Annotated in this window: 1 protein-coding gene (cut by a window edge); it reads left to right on the top strand. The window is 74.8% G+C overall.

Features of this window, described 5'->3' with window-relative positions; all coding sequences use genetic code 11:
• Positions 1-23 precede the first annotated feature (23 nt).
• Positions 24-20,935, top strand: partial view of a type I polyketide synthase gene (locus tag O7542_RS06035; RefSeq protein ID WP_281605821.1) — the 5' portion only. 8,905 nt of this gene lie beyond the right edge of the window; only the first 20,912 of its 29,817 coding nucleotides appear in the window; the start codon lies at positions 24-26; the stop codon falls past the right edge of the window.

Genomic DNA, 20,935 nt, shown 5'->3' on the forward strand with positions numbered 1-20,935 from the left:
TTGTCCCCAGTACGGAGCTCATGATGTCTACGTCCGCAGACAAGGTCGTCGAGGCGCTTCGCGCGTCGCTCAAGGAGACGGGCCGCCTCCGTCAGCTCAACCAGCAGCTGACCGCCGCCGCCAGGGAGCCGATCGCCATCGTCGCGATGTCCTGCCGCTATCCGGGTGGCGTCGCCAGCCCCGAGCAGCTCTGGGACCTGGTGGCCTCCGGCGGCGACGCGATCGGCGGCTTCCCGACGGACCGGGGCTGGGACCTGGACAACCTGTACGACCCGGACGCCGACCGGGCCGGCCGCTCCACCACCCGCGAGGGCGGCTTCCTCTACGACGCGGCCGACTTCGACGCCGCGTTCTTCGGCATCTCGCCGCGCGAGGCCGTGGCGATGGACCCCCAGCAGCGGCTGCTGCTGGAGACGTCGTGGGAGGCGTTCGAGCACGCCGGCGTCGCGCCCGCCTCGATGCGGGGGCAGAAGGTCGGCGTCTTCGTCGGCACCGCCGCCAACGGCTACGGCATGGGCCCGCAGAGCGAGGCCGAGGGCGCCGACGAGGGCTACCTGCTGACCGGTACGGCCACCAGCGTCGTCTCCGGGCGGATCGCGTACGCCCTCGGCCTGGAGGGCCCCGCGGTCACCGTGGACACCGCCTGCTCGTCGTCGCTGGTCGCCCTGCACCTGGCGTGCCAGGCGCTGCGGCAGGGCGACTTCGACCTGGCCCTGGCCGGCGGCGTGTGCGTCATGGCCACCCCCGGCCCGTTCGTGGGCTTCTCCCGGCAGCGGGGGCTCGCCCCCGACGGCCGCTGCAAGTCGTTCGCCGCCGCCGCCGACGGCACCGGCTGGTCCGAGGGCGTCGGCATCCTGCTGGTGGAGCGGCTGTCGGACGCGCAGCGCAAGGGACACCCGGTCCTCGCCGTGATCCGCGGCAGCGCCGTCAACCAGGACGGCGCGTCCAACGGTCTCACCGCCCCCAACGGGCCGGCCCAGCAGCGGGTGATCCGGCAGGCCCTGGCGAACGCGCGGCTGACCACGGCCGACGTGGACGCCGTCGAGGCGCACGGCACCGGCACCGTCCTCGGTGACCCGATCGAGGCGCAGGCCCTGCTGGCCACGTACGGCCAGGGCCGCCCCGCTGACCGGCCGCTGCTGCTCGGCTCGATCAAGTCGAACATCGGCCACAGCCAGTCGGCCGCCGGCGTGGCCGGTGTGATCAAGATGGTGATGGCGATGCGGCACGGGCTCGTGCCGTCCACCCTGCACGTCGACGAGCCGACGCCGAAGGTGGACTGGTCGGCCGGCGAGGTGTCGCTGGTGACCGAGGCGACGCCGTGGCCGGCGACCGACCGTCCCCGCCGGGCGGCCGTGTCGTCGTTCGGGATCTCCGGCACGAACGCGCACACCATCATCGAGGAACCGCCCGCCCCGGACGCCGCCGACCCCGCCGACACCGGGCCGGCCCCCACCGTCGCCCTGCCGGCGGTGCCCGTGCTGCTCTCCGCCCGCTCCGAGGCAGCGCTCAGCGCGCAGGCGGGTCGCTGGGCCCGGTGGCTGGAGGACGACGAGGCCCTCGGCACCGTGGACGTCGGCTGGTCGTCGGTCGTGTCGCGCTCCGCGCTGGAGCACCGGGCCGTGGTCTCCGCGACCGGCCGTGAGGAGCTGCTGGCCGGGCTGCGCGCCCTGGCCGCCGGGCAGCCGTCCGGCGCGCTGGTCGCCGGGCAGGCCGCCGACCGGGGTCCGCTCGCGGTGCTCTTCTCCGGTCAGGGCGCGCAGCGTGCCGGCATGGGCCGGGAGTTGTACGCGGAGTTCCCGGTCTTCGCCGCCGCGCTGGACGAGGTGTGCGCACAGCTCGACGCGCTGTTGCCGCGCCCGCTCAAGGAGGTGCTGTTCGCAGCCGAGGGTTCCGCCGAGGCGGAGCTGCTGGACCGGACGGTGTTCACGCAGGCGGGTCTGTTCGCGGTCGAGGTGGCGTTGTTCCGCCTGGTGGAGTCGTTCGGCGTCGCCCCCGACCTGGTCGGCGGTCACTCGATCGGCGAGGTCACGGCCGCGCATGTGGCGGGGGTGTTGTCGCTGGCGGATGCGTGTGTGTTGGTGGCGGCGCGGGGCCGGTTGATGCAGGCGTTGCCGGCCGGTGGTGGGATGTTGGCCGTTGCGGCGGCCGAGGCCGATGTGCTGGCGACGCTGGACGGCTTGACCGGTGTGGGGGTCGCGGCTGTCAACGGGCCGACGTCGGTGGTGGTCTCCGGTGCGGTGGAGGCGCTCGACGAGGTGGAGCGGGTCTGGCGTGGGCGGGGTGTGCGTACGCGCCGGTTGTCGGTGAGTCATGCGTTCCACAGCCCGTTGATGGAGCCGATGCTGGACGAGTTCCGGGTGGTCCTGGACGGGTTGACGTTCGAGGCGCCGGCGTTGCCGGTCGTGTCGAACGTGACCGGTGCGCCGGCTGACGTCGACGAGATCCGTAGTCCCGACTACTGGGTGCGGCACGTGCGGGAGGCTGTGCGTTTCGCCGACGGGGTCGCCGCGCTGCGCGCCGCCGGGGTGGACACGTTCCTGGAGATCGGCCCGCGCAGCGTGCTGACCGCGTTGGTCGGCGACATCCTGCCCGCCGACGACGGGGTGCTGGCCGGCGCCGCGCAGCGCGCCGACCGCCCCGAGTCGCGGGCCCTGCTCGCCGTCCTGTCCGAACTGCACGTCAACGGGGTACCCGTCGACTGGGCGACCCTCTACGCCGGCGCCGGAGCGACCCCGGTCGCCCTGCCCACGTACGCGTTCCAGCGGCAGCGCTACTGGCCCGAGCAGATGCCGGCCTCGGCCACCGGCCCGGTCAGCCCGGACGTGGTGGACGTCGAGTTCTGGTCGGCCGTCGAGCGCTCCGACGTGGCGGCCCTCGCCGCGCAGTTCGGCACCGACGGGGCGGGCGTCCTGGCCCCGGCCCTGCCGGTCCTGTCGTCCTGGCGCAAGGCGCGGCTGCGGGACGCCGTCGTCGACAGCTGGTCGTACCGGGTGGTGTGGAAGCGGACCACCGTCCCCGCACCGCTCACCCCGCCGGGACGCTGGCTGCTCGTGGAGCCCGCCGACGACGCCGCCACGACCGAGTGGGCCGGGGCGCTCGCGGGGGCGCTGAGCGCCGCCGGCGGCGAGGTGTCCCGGCTGGCGGTGGACCCGCTCGCCGAGCGCGACCAGGTGACGTCGCGGCTGGCCGGCGCCGTGGGGGACACCCCGTTCACCGGGATCGTCTCCCTGCTGGGCCTGCTGGAGCGACCCCACCCCGGCCAGCCGGCGGTGCCGCTCGGCACGGCCGCCACGATGACGCTGGTGCAGGCCCTGCACGCCGCCGACGTCGCGGCACCACTGTGGATGCTCACGCGGGGCGCTGTCGGCACCGGCGACACCGACCCGGTGCGCAGCGTCGCCCAGGGCGGGCTGTGGGGCCTGGCCCGGGTCGCCGGGCTGGAACACCCGCAGCTCTGGGGCGGCCTGGTCGACCTGCCGGACGCGCCCGGGCGCGGCGACTGGGACCACGCGGTGGGCGTCCTGACCGGGGGCGGCCACGAGGACCAGGTTGCCGTGCGGCCCTCCGGCGTCTTCGTGCGGCGCCTGGTGCGCGCCACGCCCGCGGCCGTCGGCACCGTCGACCGCTGGCAGCCGTCCGGCACCGTCCTCGTCACCGGCGGCACCGGGGCGCTCGGCGCGCACGTGGCCCGCTGGGCGGCGGCCAACGGCGCCGAGCACCTCGTGCTGACCAGCCGCCGCGGCGAGCACGCCCCCGGGGCGGCCGAGCTGCGCGACGAACTGACCGCGCTCGGCGCCCGGGTGAGCCTGGTCGCCGCCGACATGGCCGACCGCGCCCGCGTCGAGGCGCTGCTGCGCGACGTCGACGCCGACCCGGCGCCCCTGACCGCGGTGGTGCACGCCGCCGGGGTGGGCCAGCTGAACATGCTCGTCGACACCGACCTCGCCGGCCTGGCCGGGGTGCTCGACGGCAAGATCGCCGGCGCCGTGCACCTGGACGAGCTGCTGGGCGACCGACCGCTCGACGCGTTCGTGCTGTTCTCCTCCATCGCCGGAATCTGGGGCAGCGGCGGCCAGGCCGCGTACGCCGCCGGCAACGCCTTCCTCGACGCCCTCGCCGAGCGGCGCCGCGCCCGCGGCCTGACCGCCACCGCCGTGGCGTGGGGCCCCTGGGCCGACGGCGGCATGGCCAGCGGCGAGGGGCAGGAACTGCTGGCCCGCCGTGGCCTCAGCCCCATGTCGCCGGCCCAGGCCGTGTACGCGCTGCGCAGCGCCGTCGGCCGGGCCGGGCCGGCGGTGACCGTGGCGGACGTCGACTGGTCCCTGTTCACCCCGGCGTTCGCCGCCGCCCGCGCCCGCCCCCTGCTCGACGACATCGCCGAGGCGCGCGACGCCCTGCGCGTGGTCGACGCGGAACCGGAGGGGACCGTCGGCGGCGGGCTGCGGCAGCACCTGCTGACGCTGCCCCGCGCCGAGCAGGACCGCCACCTGACCGAGCTCGTACGCACGCACACCGCCGCCGTGCTCGGCCACTCCGGCACCGAACTGGTCAAGGCCAACCGGGCGTTCAAGGAACTCGGCTTCGACTCGCTGACCGCCGTCGAGCTGCGCAACCGGCTCGGCGCCGCCACCGGCCTCAACCTGCCCACCACCCTGGTCTTCGACTACCCGAACCCGGCCGCCCTCGCCGACCACCTGTCGGCGACGCTGCGCCTGCACGAGGTCGAGACCGTCACCGCCTGGGGCCCCGCCGGGCCGGTCGACGACGACCCGATCGTCATCGTCGGCATGAGCTGCCGCTACCCGGGCGGCGTGGCCAACCCGGACGACCTGTGGGAGCTGGTCGCCACCGGGCGCGACGGCATCAGCGGCTTCCCCGACGACCGCCACTGGGACATGGGCCGGCTGCTGGCCGTCGACGCCGACGGGCAACCCGTCTCACACACCCGCGAGGGCGGCTTCGTCGACGGCGCCACCACATTCGACCCGGGCTTCTTCGGCATCTCGCCGCGCGAGGCCGTCGCCATGGACCCGCAGCAGCGGCTGCTGCTGGAGGCGTCCTGGGAGGCCATGGAGCAGGCCGGCATCGACCCGGAGGAGCTGCGCGGCAGCCGTACCGGCGTCTTCGTGGGCGCCTCCCCGTCGGGCTACGGCACCACCGACACCCCGGCCGAGCTGGCCGGCTACCAGCTCACCGGCGGCGCGCACAGCGTCATCTCGGGCCGGGTGTCGTACACCTTCGGGCTGGAGGGCCCGGCGGTGACGGTCGACACCGCCTGCTCGTCCTCGCTGGTGGCTGTGCACCTGGCCGCCCAGGCGCTGCGCGGCGGCGAATGCGACATGGCGCTGGCAGGCGGCGTCACCGTCATGGTGACGCCCGGCGCCTTCGTCGAGTTCTCCCGCCAGGGCGGCCTCGCCCCGGACGGGCGCTGCAAGTCCTTCGCCGCCGACGCCGACGGCACCGGCTGGTCGGAGGGCGTCGGCGTGCTGCTCGTCCAGCGCCTCTCCGACGCCCGGCGGCAGGGCCGCCAGGTGCTCGCCGTGCTCGCCGGCAGCGCCGTCAACCAGGACGGCGCGTCCAACGGTCTCACCGCCCCCAACGGGCCGGCCCAGCAGCGGGTGATCCGGCAGGCCCTCGCGAACGCGCGACTGACCACGGCCGACGTGGACGCCGTCGAGGCGCACGGCACCGGCACCGTCCTCGGCGACCCGATCGAGGCGCAGGCCCTGCTGGCCACGTACGGTCAGGGCCGCCCCGCCGACCGGCCGCTGCTGCTCGGCTCGATCAAGTCGAACATCGGCCACAGCCAGGCCGCCGCCGGCGTCGCCGGCATGATCAAAATGGTGCAGGCGATGCGGTACGGCCTGCTCCCACGGACCCTGCACCTCGACGAGCCGACCCCCCACGTGGACTGGTCCGCCGGCGCGGTCTCCCTGCTCACCGAGGCGCGCCCCTGGCCGGCGGTGGACCGGCCCCGCCGGGCCGCCGTGTCGTCGTTCGGCATCAGCGGTACGAACGTGCACCTGATCCTGGAGCAGCCGCCCACGCCGACCGACGCGGACGAGCCGGCCGACGGCGACGAGCCGGTCACCGGTGACGAGCCGTCCCGGGTGCCGGCGGTGCTGCCGCTGCTGCTGTCGGCCCGCGACGCGGCCGGGCTGTCGGCACAGGCCGGCCGCTGGGCGCAGTGGCTCGGCGGCACCGGGGCCCCGCGCCCGCTCGACGTGGCGTGGTCGTCGGTGGCGTCGCGTTCCGTACTGGAGCACCGGGCCGTCGTGTCCGGGGCGAGCCGGGACGAACTGCTGGCGGGCCTCGAAGCCGTGTCGGCGGGCGAGGTCTCGGCCGGCGTGCTCACCGGCCCGGGCGGCCAGCGCGGCCAGTTGGCGCTGTTGTTCTCGGGTCAGGGTGCGCAGCGTGCGGGGATGGGTCGGGAGTTGTCTGCTCTGTTCCCGGTGTTCGCCGCCGCGCTGGATGAGGTGTGTGCGCAGCTCGATCCGTTGTTGCCGTGTCCGTTGCGGGAGGTGCTGTTCGCGTCGTCGGGGTCCGCTGAGGCGGGGTTGCTGGATCAGACGGTGTTCACGCAGGCCGGGTTGTTCGCGGTCGAGGTGGCGCTGTTCCGCCTGGTGGAGTCGTTCGGGATCGTGCCGGACATGCTGGCCGGTCACTCGATCGGTGAGGTGACGGCGGCGCATGTCGCGGGCGTGTTGTCCCTGGCCGACGCGTGTCAGCTCGTCGCCGCGCGGGGTCGGTTGATGCAGGCGCTGCCCACGGGCGGCGGCATGCTGGCGGTGGCGGCCGACGAGGCGGCGGTGGTGGAGTCTCTCGCCGGGATGACCGACCGTCTCGGTATCGCGGCGGTTAACGGGCCCGCCGCTGTGGTGGTGTCGGGTGCCGTCGAGGCCCTGGACGAGGTGGAGCGGGTCTGGCGCGACCGGGGCGTGCGGACCCGCCGGCTCACTGTCAGCCATGCGTTCCACAGTCCGTTGATGGAGCCGATGCTGGCCGAGTTCCGCGCGGTCCTGCAGGGCCTCACGTTTGCCACGCCGCTGCTGCCGGTCGTGTCGAACGTGACCGGGGCCCTGGCCGGCGACGAGATCCGCACGGCCGACTATTGGGTGCGGCACGTGCGCGAGGCCGTCCGGTACGCCGACGGGATCGCCGCCCTGCGGGCCGCCGGTGTGGACACCTTCCTGGAAATCGGTCCGCAGAGCGTCCTGACCGCCATGAACGCCGACGTGCTGCCCGACGACGACGCCGTGCTGGCGGTGGCTGTGCAGCGCCGTGACCGTTCGGAGGCGCACGCGCTGCTGCACGCCCTGGCCGAGTTGCACGTGCACGGGATGCCGGTGACCTGGACGCAGTGGTTCGCCGAGACCGGCGCGCGGCGGGTGGACCTGCCCACATACGCCTTCCAGCGGGAGCGGTACTGGCTGCCGCCCACCGGCCAGTCCGCCGACGTCTCCGGGGCCGGCCTCGGCGTGGCGCGGCACCCGCTGCTTGGCGCGGCGGTGTCGGTCGCCGGCGAGGACATGGTGGTGCTGACCGGCCGGCTGTCGGTGCCGACGCACGCGTGGCTCGCCGACCACGTCGTCTCCGGCGCCGTGGTGGTGCCGGGCACCGCGCTGGTGGACCTCGTCGTCCGGGCGGGCGACGAGGTCGGCGCGTCCCGCGTCCGCGAGCTGACAGTGCTCGCCCCGCTCGTGCTGCCCGTCACCGGCGGCGGGGTACGGGTCCAGGTCCGGGTCGGTCCCGTCGACGGGACCGGCAGCCGCTCGGTGACCGTGCACTCCCAGCCCGAGGACGACTCCGAGTCGGGCTGGATCCGGCACGCCGACGGCCTCGTCGGCGTCCCCACTGCCGACGAGCCCACCCTGGGCGCCTGGCCGCCACCCGGCGCGTCCGAGGTGGACGTCACCGGCTGGTACGCGACGGTCGCCGAGCACGGGCTCGCGTACGGGCCGGTCTTCCGGGGCCTGCGCCGGGCGTGGACCGCCGACGGCGAGGTGTTCGCCGAGGTCGCACTCCCCGACGAGGTCACCGGCGACCCGGCGGGCTTCGGGGTGCACCCGGCGTTGCTGGACGCCGCCCTGCACCCCGTCGGGCTGCTGCCCGCCGACCAGTCGGGCGGCGGTCCCCGGGTGCCGTTCGCGTTCGAGGGTGTGCAGGTCCACGCCGTCGGCGCCCGGACGCTCCGGGTCCGCCTCACCGCCTCCGGCAACTCGGTGCGGCTGGTCGCCGCCGACGAGACGGGCGTGCCCGTGGTGTCGGTGGACTCGCTGGCACTGCGCGAGATGACCGGCCTGGCGGCCGCGCCGGACGAGGCGTACCGATCCCTGTTCGAGGTCTCCTGGCAGCCCGAGCAGATCGCCGCGCCCGACGGCGCGTACGGCTGGGCCGTGCTCGGTGACCGCCCGCTCGACGGCGCGCCGCAGCTCCCGGCGTACGCCGACGTCGCCGCTCTGACCACGGCGGCGACGGACGGCACCGCCCCGGCGGCGCTGCTGCTACCCGTCACCCCGGCGACCTCCGGGACGGACGTGCCCGACGCGGTGCGCTCCGCCACGACGGACGTCCTCGGCGCGGTGCAGGCGTGGCTGGCGGCCGAGCCGCTGGCGGACTCGCGGCTGGTCGTCGTGACCCGCGGCGCCGTGACCACCGGCGCCGACGACCGCGTCAGCGACCTGGCGGGGGCGGCGGTCTGGGGCCTGCTGCGCTCGGCCCAGTCGGAGCACCCCGGCCGGCTCGTGCTGGCCGACCTGGAACCCGGCGCCGACCTGGACGCCGACCTGCTGGCCCTGCTCGCCGCAGCCGCCGACGACCCCGACCTCGGCGGGCAGGTCGCGGTGCGTTCGGGTACGGCGTACCTGCCGCGGCTGGTCCGCGCCACGGGCGCCGCGCGGACCCCGGCGACCCTCGGCGGGGGAACCGTCCTCGTCACCGGCGGCACCGGATCGCTGGGCGCCCTGGTGTCCGAACACCTCGTCACCGCCTACGGCGTGCGTTCGCTGGTGCTGGCGTCCCGGCAGGGCCCGGCGGCCCCCGGAGCCGACGAACTGGTGCGGCGGCTGACCGCGCTGGGCGCGACCGCCCGCGTGGTCGCCACGGACGTGACCGACCGCGAGCGCGTCGGCGAGCTGGTCCGGTCCATCACCGCCGACGACCGCCTGGCCGGGGTGGTCCACACCGCCGGCGTCCTCGACGACGGCATCGTCAGCGGGATCACCGCCGACCGGCTGGCGGACGTGCTGGCCCCGAAGGTCACGGCGGGCTGGTGGCTGCACGAGGCGACCGCCGAGCTGGACCTCGACCTGTTCGTGCTCTTCTCCTCCGTCGCCGGGGTGCTCGGCTCTCCCGGCCAGGCCGCGTACGCGGCCGGCAACGCCTTCCTGGACGCCCTCGCCGTGCTGCGGGCGCAGCGCGGGCTGCCCGCCGTCAGCCTCGCGTGGGGCATGTGGGACACCGACGGCATGGCCGCGTCGATCAACGACACCGACCGGGCGCGGGTGACCCGGGCCGGTCTGGTCCCGATGACCGCCCCGGTCGGGCTCGGGCTGTGGGACGCCGCCCTGACCCACGGCGGCGCGGCGCTGGTGCCGGCCGTTGTCGACCTGCCCGCCATGCGGGCACGGACCGCCGCCGGCCGGGTGCCGGTGATGCTGCGGGGCCTGGTGGGACCGGCCGCGAAGCGTCGCCGCTCCGGCACCGGCGCGTGGGCCGACCGGCTGGCCGGCCTCGACCCGCAGGAGGCGCGTACGCAGGTGGCCCTGCTGGTGCGTGGGATGATCGCGCAGGTGCTCGGCCACGGCGGCGCCGATGCGGTGCCGGCGGACCGGGCGTTCCGGGAACTGGGCTTCGACTCGCTGACCGCCGTCGAGCTGCGTAACCGGATCAACAGCGCGAGCGGACTGCGGCTCACGTCGACGCTCGTCTTCGACTACCCGACCCCCGCTGCCCTGTCGGAGCACCTGTACGAGCAGCTGTCCGGCCAGGTCGCCGAGCAGCAGCGGGCCGTGCGGGCGACAAACGTCGACGAGCCGATCGCCATCGTGGGCATGGCCTGCCGCTACCCGGGCGGCGTGACGAACCCGCAGCAGCTGTGGGACCTGGTCGCCGCCGGCGCCGACGGTATCGGCGAGTTCCCCACCGACCGGGGCTGGGAACTCGACCGGCTCTTCCACCCCGACCCGGACAACCCCGGGACGTCGTACACCCGCCACGGTGGCTTCCTGTACGGGGCCGCCGAGTTCGACCCGGACTTCTTCGGCATCTCGCCGCGCGAGGCGATCGCCATGGACCCGCAGCAGCGACTGCTGCTGGAGGCGTCCTGGGAGACGTTCGAGTCGGCCGGCCTCGACCCGTCGCGGCTACGTGGCAGCCGGACCGGCGTCTTCGCCGGGCTCATGTACCACGACTACGCCTCCGGCGTGCAGGACCTGCCCGAGGGCGTGGGCGGCTACCTCGGCACCGGCACCTCCGGCAGCGTGCTGTCCGGCCGGGTCGCGTACACGTTCGGCCTCGAAGGCCCGGCCGTCACTGTCGACACGGCGTGCTCGTCGTCGCTGGTGGCGCTGCACCTCGCGGTGCAGGCGCTGCGCGGCGGCGAGTGCGACCTCGCCCTGGCCGGTGGTGTGACGGTGATGGCGACGCCCGGCACGTTCGTGGAGTTCTCGCGGCAGCGGGGTCTGTCGCAGGACGGCCGGTGTAAGTCGTTCGCGGCGTCGGCCGACGGCACGGGCTGGTCCGAGGGCGTCGGTGTGCTGCTGGTGCAACGGCTCTCCGACGCGCAGCGGGAGGGTCGGCGGATCCTGGCGGTGGTGCGGGGCAGCGCCGTGAACCAGGACGGCGCGTCGAACGGGCTGACGGCCCCCAACGGCCCGTCGCAGCAGCGGGTCATCCGGCAGGCCCTGGCGAACGCCCGGCTCACCACGGCCGACGTGGACGCCGTCGAGGCGCACGGCACCGGCACGACCCTGGGTGACCCGATCGAGGCGCAGGCCCTGCTGGCGACGTACGGGCAGGACCGGCCCGCCGACCGGCCGCTGTGGCTGGGCTCGATCAAGTCGAACATCGGCCACACCCAGGCCGCCGCCGGGGCGGCCGGCATCATCAAGATGATCATGGCGATGCGGCACGGCGTGCTGCCGTCGACGCTGCACGTCGACGAGCCGTCCCCGCACATCGAGTGGAGCGCCGGGGCGGTCTCCCTGCTCACCGAGGCCCGCGACTGGCCCGCGGCGGGCCGGCCCCGTCGCGCCGCGATCTCGTCGTTCGGCGTCAGCGGCACCAACGCGCACGTGATCATCGAGCAGCCCCCCGCCGAAGCGGAGCCCACCCGGGGCGAGCACGCGCCGACGCCCGCCGCCGGGTCGCTGCCGACCCCCGTGCTGCTCTCGGCCCGCTCCGAGGCCGCCGTCGCGGCGCAGGCCGACCGCTGGGCCCGCTGGATCGCCGACGACGAGAAACTGCGCCCCGCCGACGTCGGCTGGTCGTCGACAGTCAGCCGGGCCGTGCTGGAGCACCGTGCGGTGGTCACCGCGACGGGCCGGGACGAACTGCTGGCCGGGCTGCGGGCGCTCGCCGCCGGTGAGCCGGCCGCCGCCGTGGCAACGGGGACCGGCACGATGCGTACGCAGCTGGCCGTGCTCTTCTCCGGCCAGGGTGCGCAGCGTGCGGGGATGGGCCGGGAGTTGTACGCCGGGTTCCCGGTGTTCGCCGCCGCGCTGGACGAGGTGTGTGCGCACCTGGATCCGTTGTTGCCGCGTCCGTTGCGGGAGGTGCTGTTCGCGTCGTCGGGGTCCGCCGAGGCGGAGTTGCTGGACCAGACGGTGTTCACGCAGGCCGGGTTGTTCGCGGTCGAGGTGGCGTTGTTCCGCCTGGTGGAGTCGTTCGGGATCGTGCCCGACGTGCTGGCCGGTCATTCGATCGGTGAGGTGACCGCGGCGTATGTGGCCGGGGTGTTGTCCCTGGCCGACGCGTGCGTTCTCGTGGCCGCGCGGGGTCGGTTGATGCAGGCGCTGCCGGCCGGTGGCGGCATGCTGGCCGTGGCCGCCGACGAGGCTGCGGTGGCGGAGTCTCTCGCCGGGATGACAGGCCGCCTCGGTATCGCGGCCGTCAACGGGCCTGCCGCCGTCGTCGTCTCCGGTGCCGTCGAGGCCCTGGACGAGGTGGAGCGGGTCTGGCGCGACCGGGGCGTGCGGACCCGCCGGCTGGTGGTGAGCCACGCGTTCCACAGCCCGCTGATGGAGCCGATGCTCGACGAGTTCCGCGCCGTCCTGGCGGGGCTGGCGTTCCGGGCGCCGCTGCTGCCGGTGGTGTCGAACCTGACCGGCGCGCTCGCCGACCCGCAGGAGATCACCCGCGCCGAGTACTGGGTGCGGCACGTGCGGGAGGCCGTCCGCTACGCCGACGGCATCGCCGCCCTGCGGGCCACCGGGGTCGACACCTTCCTGGAGATCGGCCCGCAGAGCGTCCTGACCGCTATGAACGCCGACCTGCTCGCCGATGACGCGCTGGCGGTGGCCGTCCAGCGTCGGGACCGGCCCGCCCCGCAGGCACTGCTGTACGCCCTCGCCGACCTGCACGTCCACGGCGTCCCGGTGACCTGGACGCAGTGGTTCACCGACGCCGGCGCCGCCCGGGTCGACCTGCCCACGTACGCCTTCCAGCACCAGCGGTACTGGCTCGGCGCGGGCCAGACGCGTACCGCCGACGTGTCCGGGGCGGGCCTCGGCGCGGCCGGGCACCCGCTGCTCGGCGCGGCGGTCTCCGTGGCCGGCGAGGACATGGTGGTGCTGACCGGCCGCCTGTCGACGTCGACGCACGCGTGGCTCGCCGACCACATCGTCTCCGGCGCCGTGGTGGTGCCGGGCACCGCGCTGGTGGAACTGGCGGTGCGGGCGGGTGACGAGGTGGGCGCGTCGCGGGTGCGGGAGCTGACCGTGGCCGCGCCGCTGGTGCTGCCGGAGTCCGGCGCGGTGCGGGTGCAGGTGCGCGTCGGCGCGGCCGACGAGACCGGCACCCGGGTCGTGGCGCTGCACTCGCAGTCCGAGGGTGATCCGGAGGCTGACTGGGTGCGGCATGCGGAGGGCGTGCTGGAGCCGGCGTCGGCCGACGAGCCGGGCGTGGGGGAGTGGCCGCCGGTCGGTGCGTCCGAGGTGGACGTGGCGGGCTGGTATCCGGTGCTTGCGGAGCGTGGCCTGGCGTACGGGCCGGTGTTCCGGGGGCTGCGCCGGGTGTGGACGGGCGGCGACGAGGTGTTCGCCGAGGTGGCGTTGCCGGATGAGGTGGCGACGGAGGCGGCGCGCTTCGGTGTGCACCCGGCGCTGCTGGATGCGGCGCTGCATCCGATCGGGCTGCTGGTGGGTGCGGAGGGTCCGGGTGGGCCGCGGGTGCCGTTCGCGTTCGAGGGTGTGCAGGTGTATGCCTCGGGCGCGCGGGTGCTGCGGGTGCGGCTGTCGCGTACGGGCTCGGCGGTGCGTCTGGTCGCGTGCGACGAGTCGGGCGCGGCCGTGGTGTCGGTGGACACCCTCGCCCTGCGCGAGCTGACCGGCGTGACCACGGCGGGCGCGGCAGCCCGCGCGATGTTCGAACTCACCTGGCAGGCCGAGGAGATCGCCGCCACCGGGGACCTCTCCGGGTGGGCGCTGGTCGGCTCGCCGGCAACCGCCGACCTGCCGGCGTACGGCGACGTCGAGCCGCTCGTCGCGGCGGTCGACGCCGGCCGGACGGTCGCACCGAGGGCGCTGCTGCTGCCGCTCGACGCGCCGGAGAGCGCCGTCCCCGACGCGGTACGCGCGGCGACCACGGCCGTGCTGGCGACCGTGCGGTCCTGGCTGGCGGCGGACGCGCTGGCGGAGTCGCGGCTCGTGGTGGTGACGCGGGGTGCGGTGTCGGTGGCGGCGGACGACCGGGTGTCCGACCTGGCCGGTGCGGCGGTGTGGGGTCTGCTGCGGTCGGCGCAGTCGGAGCACCCGGGTCGCATCGTGCTGGCGGACGTCGACGTCGACGTGGACGCCGGGCTGCTGGGTGTGCTGACCACAGTGGCCGACGAGCCGTCGACGCACGGCGGTCAGGTCGCGGTGCGCGCGGGCGCGGTGTTCGTGCCGCGTCTGGTGCGTGCGGTCGCCCCGGTGTCGGTGGAGACGCCGGTTGTGGGTGACGGTGCGGTGCTGGTGACCGGTGGTACGGGTGCGTTGGGTGCGTTGGTGGCCGAGCATCTGGTGTCGGCGCATGGTGTGCGGTCTCTCGTGCTGGTGTCGCGGCGTGGCCCGGAGGCTGCGGGTGCGGGTGAGTTGTCGGAGCGGTTGTCGGCGTTGGGTGCGTCGGTGCGGGTGGTCGCCTGTGATGTGACGGACCGGGATCAGGTGTTCGGCCTGGTGGCGGAGGTTTCCGCTGGAGGCCGGTTGGCGGGTGTGGTGCACACCGCCGGTGTCCTGGACGACGGCGTGGTCGAGGGGCTGACCGCCGAGCGGTTGGCGGGGGTGTTGGCGCCGAAGGTGTCGGCGGGTTGGTTCCTGCACGAGGCGACGGCGGGTCTGGATCTGGATCTGTTCGTGGTGTTCTCGTCGGTTGCTGGTGTGCTGGGTTCGCCGGGTCAGTCGGCGTACGCGGCGGGTAACGCGTTCCTCGACCGGTTGGCGGTGTGGCGGCGGCAGCTCGGGTTGCCTGCGGTGAGTCTGGCGTGGGGGATGTGGGACACCGCCGGCATGGCCGCCTCGATCGACGAGGCGGACCGGGCGCGGTCCGCGCGGGCGGGTCTGACGCCGATGAGCGCCGAGATCGGGTTGGAGCTGTTCGACGCCGCCCTGGTGGCGGAGCGGCCGGCGTTGGTGCCGGCCGTGATCGACGTACCGGCGATGCGCGCAGCGCTCGGCGCCGGCCCGGCGCCGGCCGTGCTGCGTACCCTGATCGGGTCGACGGCGGCCCGGCGACGGGCCGCGCGGAGCGGCGACTGGGCCAACCAGCTCGCGGGCCTGGCGCCCGACGAGGCACGCGCCCAGATCGACGTGCTGGTGCGCGGCCTGGTCGCGCAGGTGTTGGGGCACGGTGGTGCGGAGTCGGTGCCGGCGGACCGGGCGTTCCGGGAGCTGGGCTTCGACTCGCTGACGGCGGTGGACCTGCGTAACCGGTTGAACGCGGCCACGGGGCTGCGGCTGGCCTCGACGCTGGTGTTCGACTATCCGACCCCGGCCGTGCTCGCCGACCACCTGCACGAGCAGGTCTCCGGGCAGATCACCGCCCGCCAGACGGCGGTGCTCACCGCCGGCACCGACGAGCCGATCGTGATCGTGGGCATGGCCTGCCGCTACCCCGGTGGCGTCGACAGTCCCGACCAGATGTGGGCGTTGCTGGCCGGCGGCGGCGACGGGATCTCGGAGTTCCCCACCGATCGCGGCTGGGACCTGGAGAGCCTGTTCGACCCGGACCCGGAGCACAGCGGTACGTCGTACACGCGCCATGGTGGTTTCCTGTACGGGGCGGCGGAGTTCGACCCGGGTTTCTTCGGTATTTCGCCGCGTGAGGCCCTGGCGATGGATCCGCAGCAGCGGTTGCTGCTGGAGGCGTCGTGGGAGTCGTTCGAGTCGGCGGGGCTTGATCCGCAGCGGTTGCGGGGCAGCCGGACGGGTGTGTTCGCCGGTGTCATGTACCACGACTACGCCTCCCGCCTGATGGACCTGCCGCCGGACGCCGAGGGCTTCGTCGGCACGGGCACGTCGGGCAGCGTGCTGTCCGGTCGGGTCGCCTACACCTTCGGGTTGGAGGGCCCGGCGGTCACCGTCGACACCGCTTGTTCTTCCAGCCTCGTCGCGCTGCACCTCGCCGCGCAGGCGTTGCGTTCCGGCGAGTGTGATCTGGCGTTGGCCGGTGGTGTGACGGTGATGGCGACGCCGGGGACGTTCATCGAGTTCTCCCGTCAGCGCGGGCTGTCGCAGGATGGTCGCTGCAAGTCGTTCGCGGCGTCCGCCGACGGCACCGGCTGGTCCGAGGGCGTCGGCGTGCTGCTCGTGGAGCGGCTGTCGGACGCGCGGCGCAACGGGCACCGCGTGCTGGCGGTGGTGCGGGGCACGGCCGTGAACCAGGACGGTGCGTCGAACGGCTTGACGGCGCCGAACGGTCCGTCGCAGCAGCGGGTGATCCGGCAGGCGCTGGCGAACGCCCGGCTCACCACCGCCGAGGTGGATGTGGTGGAGGCGCACGGCACGGGTACGACGCTGGGTGACCCGATCGAGGCGCAGGCTCTGCTGGCGACGTACGGGCAGGAGCGTCCGCAGGATCGGCCGCTGCTGCTCGGGTCGGTGAAGTCGAACATCGGGCACACGCAGGCCGCGGCCGGTGTGGCTGGTGTGATCAAGATGGTCATGGCGATGCGGCACGGTCTGGTGCCGGCGACGTTGCATGTGGACGAGGCGTCGCCGCATGTCGACTGGTCGGCGGGGGCGGTGGCCCTGGCCACCGAGCCCACCCCGTGGCCACGGGTGGACCGGCCGCGACGGGCGGCGGTGTCGTCGTTCGGGATCTCCGGCACGAACGCGCACGTGATCATCGAGCAGCCGCCGGCTGAGACGATCGAGGGCGAGGTCGTCGCCCGCGACGTGCCGCCGGTCGTGCCGGTGCTGCTGTCGGCCCGCGACGCCGCCGCGCTGTCGGCGCAGGCGGGCCGGTGGGCGCGCTGGCTGACCGTCGACGAGGCCCCGCGTCCGCTGGACGTGGCCTGGTCCTCCGTCACCACCCGGCCCGCGCTGGAACACCGGGCGGTCGTCACCGCCGCCGACCGGGACGACCTGGTCGCGGCGTTGACCGCCCTCGCCGACGGCGACCCCGCCGGTACGGTCGTCTCCGGCGCCACCGGCCAGCGCGGCCAGATCGCGCTGCTCTTCTCCGGCCAGGGCGCGCAGCGCGCCGGCATGGGCCGGGAGTTGTACGCCGGGTTCCCGGTGTTCGCCGCCGCGCTGGACGAGGTGTGTGCGCACCTCGATCCGCTGCTGCCGCGTCCGCTCAGGGAGGTGCTGTTCGCGTCGGAGGGCACGCCCGGGGCGGAGTTGCTGGATCAGACGGTGTTCACGCAGGCCGGGTTGTTCGCGGTCGAGGTGGCGCTGTTCCGTCTGGTGGAGTCGTTCGGGATCGTGCCGGACATGCTGGCCGGTCACTCGATCGGTGAGGTGACGGCGGCGCATGTCGCGGGCGTGTTGTCCCTGGCCGACGCGTGTCAGCTCGTCGCCGCGCGGGGTCGGTTGATGCAGGCGCTGCCCACGGGCGGCGGCATGCTGGCCGTGGCCGCCGATGAGGCTGCGGTGGTCGAGTCGATCGTCGGGATGACCGGCCGCCTCGGTATCGCGGCCGTCAACGGGCCTGCCGCCGTCGTCGTCTCGGGTGCCGTCGAGGCCCTGGACGAGGTGGAGCGGGTCTGGCGGGAGCGGGGCGTGCGCACTCGCCGGCTGACGGTGAGCCACGCGTTCCACAGCCCGCTGATGGAGCCGATGCTGGCCGATTTCCACGCGGTCCTGCACGGCCTCACCTTTGCCACGCCGCTGCTGCCGGTGGTGTCGAACGTGACCGGGGCCCTGGCCGGCGACGAGATCCGCACGGCCGACTATTGGGTGCGGCACGTGCGCGAGGCCGTCCGGTACGCCGACGGGATCGCCGCCCTGCGGGCCGCCGGTGTGGACACCTTCCTGGAAATCGGTCCGCAGAGCGTCCTGACCGCCATGAACGCCGACGTGCTGCCCGACGACGACGCCGTGCTGGCGGTGGCTGTGCAGCGCCGTGACCGCCCGGAGGCGCACGCGCTGCTGCACGCCCTGGCGGAGCTGCACGTACACGGGATGCCGGTGACCTGGACGCAGTGGTTCACCGAGACCGGCGCGCGCCGCGTCGACCTGCCCACGTACGCCTTCCAGCACCAGCGCTACTGGCCCACCGCCGGCCGGGCGCGTACGGGCGACGTGTCCGGGGCCGGACTCGGCCGCACCGGGCACCCGCTGCTCGGCGCGACAGTGGACCTGGCCGGCGACGACGAGATGGTGCTGACCGGCCGGCTCTCCCTGACCACGCACCCGTGGCTGGCCGACCACACGGTCTCCGGGCTGACGCTCGTACCCGGCACGGCCCTGGTCGAGCTGGCCGTACGGGCCGGCGACGAGGTGGGCCTCTCCCGGCTGCGGGAGCTGACCATGGCCGCCCCGCTGGTGCTCCCCGAATCCGGCGGCGTACGCATTCAGGTGCGGGTGTCCACGTCGGAGTCGCCGCAGCGTCCCGTCGCCGTCTACTCCCGCCCCGACGACGATCCCGAGGCGGGCTGGACCCGGCACGCGGAGGGTGTGCTGGAGGCGTCCACCGCCGACGAGCCCGACACGATCACCTGGCCCCCCGCCCCGACGTCGGAGGTGGACCTCGCGGGGTGGTACGCGACGCTGGCGGAGCACGGCCTGTCGTACGGGCCGGTCTTCCAGGGACTCCAGCGCGCCTGGGTCGGCCGCGACGAACTGTTCGCCGAGGTGGCCCTGCCGGAGGCCGCCGCCACGGAGAGCGCCGGATTCGGCGTGCACCCGGCGCTGCTGGACGCCGCCCTGCACCCGATCGGGCTGCTGCTCGGTGGCGAGGAATCGAACGGACCACGGGTGCCGTTCGCCTTCGAGGGCGTGCAGGTCCACGCCGCAGGCGCGGGGACGCTGCGGGTGCGCCTGACCCGCGACGGCTCCGGGCTGCGGCTGGCCGCGTACGACGAGGTGGGCGCGCCGGTCGTGTCGATGGACTCCCTCGTCCTGCGAGAGCTGACCGGCGCGGCCGCGCCGGGCGTGGCCTCGCGGTCGCTGTTCGAGCTGCGGTGGCCGGCCGTGCAGACCGCACCCGCCGGGGAGCTTTCCGGATGGGCGCTGGTGACCGGCGGCCTGGAGCTGCCGGCACCGGTAGGAATGCCCACGTACGCCGACGTGGCTACGGTCACGGGGAAGGAGTCCGTCCCCCGGACGCTGCTGCTGCCGGTGTTCCCCGCGCCCGGCGCGGCGACGCCGGAGTCGGTCCGGGCAGTGACCTCGGACGTGCTGGCGACGGTGCAGTCCTGGCTCGCGGCGGACGCTCTGGCGGACTCGCGGCTCGTGGTCGTGACCCGGGGTGCGGTGTCGATCGGCGACGGCGACCGGGTGACCGACCTGGCGAGCGCGGCGGTGTGGGGTCTGCTGCGTTCGGCGCAGTCGGAGCACCCGGGCCGCATGGTCCTCGCGGACGTCGACGGCGACCTGGACGCCGCGCTGGTTGCCCTGCTGGACGGCGTCCTGCGGGAACCGGCCACGACCGGCGGCCAGCTCGCCGTCCGCGAGGGCGCGGTGTACTCGCCGCGCCTGGTCCGGGCCGGCATCACGGCCGCGCAGACGCCCAGCCTGGGTGACGGCGCGGTGCTGGTGACCGGCGGTACGGGTGCGCTCGGGGCGCTGGTCGCGGAGCACCTGGTGTCGGTGCACGGCGTGCGGTCGCTGGTGCTCGTGTCGCGGCGCGGTCCGGAAGCCGCCGGTGCGGGTGAGCTGTCGGAGCGGCTGTCCGCGCTGGGCGCGTCCGTGCGGATCGCCGCCTGTGACGTGACCGACCGGGACCAGGTCGGCGCTTTGGTTGCCGAGGTCACCGCCGAGGGTCGGCTGGCGGGTGTCGTGCACACCGCCGGCGTCCTGGACGACGGTGTCGTGGAGGGGCTGACGGCGGCGCGGCTGGCCGGGGTGTTGGCGCCGAAGGTGTCGGCGGGTTGGTTCCTGCACGAGGCGACGGCGGGTCTGGATCTGGATCTGTTCGTGGTGTTCTCGTCGGTTGCTGGTGTGCTGGGTTCGCCGGGTCAGTCGGCGTACGCGGCGGGCAACGCCTTCCTCGACGGGCTTGCGGTCCACCGGCGGCAGTTGGGTCTGCCGGCCGTCAGTCTCGCGTGGGGCATGTGGGACACCGCCGGCATGGCCGCCTCGATCGAGGAGGCGGACCGGGCGCGGTCCGCGCGGGCGGGTCTGACGCCGATGAGCGCCGAGGTCGGGCTGGAACTCTTCGACGCCGCCCTGCGTGCCGACCGTCCGGCCCTTGTACCGGCCGTGATCGACGTGCCCGCGCTGCGGGCGGCGACCTCCGGCGGCCCCGTGCCGGCCGTGCTGCGCACCCTGATCGGCGTGACCGGCACCCGCCGCCAGGCGGGGCAGGGCGGTGGCGGCTGGGCCGACCGGCTCGCCGGGCTCACCGAGGACGAGGGCCGCGCCCAGGTCGACGTGCTGGTACGGGGCCTCGTTGCGCAGGTGTTGGGGCACGGTGGTGCGGAGTCGGTGCCGGCGGACCGGGCGTTCCGGGAGCTGGGCTTCGACTCGCTGACGGCGGTGGACCTGCGTAACCGGTTGAACGCGGCCACCGGGCTGCGGCTGGCCTCGACGCTGGTGTTCGACTATCCGACCCCGGCCGTGCTCGCCGACCACCTGTGGTCGGAGCTGGCCGGCGTCAGCGCGTCGGCCAGCGCACAGGTCGCCGGCACGGTCGTCGGCGCCGACGAGCCGATCGCGATCGTGGGCATGGCCTGCCGTTACCCGGGCGGGGTGGAATCCCCCGACGAACTGTGGGAGTTGCTGGCCGGCGGCGGTGAGGGGATCGGGGAGTTCCCGGCGGATCGCGGTTGGGATCTGGAGTCGCTCTTCGATCCGGATCCGGGGCGTAGCGGTACGTCGTATACGCGGCGTGGTGGTTTCCTGTACGGCGCGGCAGAGTTCGACCCCGGTTTCTTCGGTATTTCGCCGCGTGAGGCCCTGGCGATGGATCCGCAGCAGCGGTTGCTGCTGGAGGCGTCGTGGGAGTCGTTCGAGTCGGCGGGGCTTGATCCGCAGCGGTTGCGGGGCAGCCGGACGGGTGTGTTCGCCGGTGTCATGTACCACGACTACGCCTCCCGGCTCATGGACCTGCCGACCGAGGTGGAGGGCTA

This window comes from Micromonospora sp. WMMC264, from assembly GCF_027497275.1.
Taxonomy (GTDB): Bacteria; Actinomycetota; Actinomycetes; order Mycobacteriales; family Micromonosporaceae; genus Micromonospora; species Micromonospora chalcea.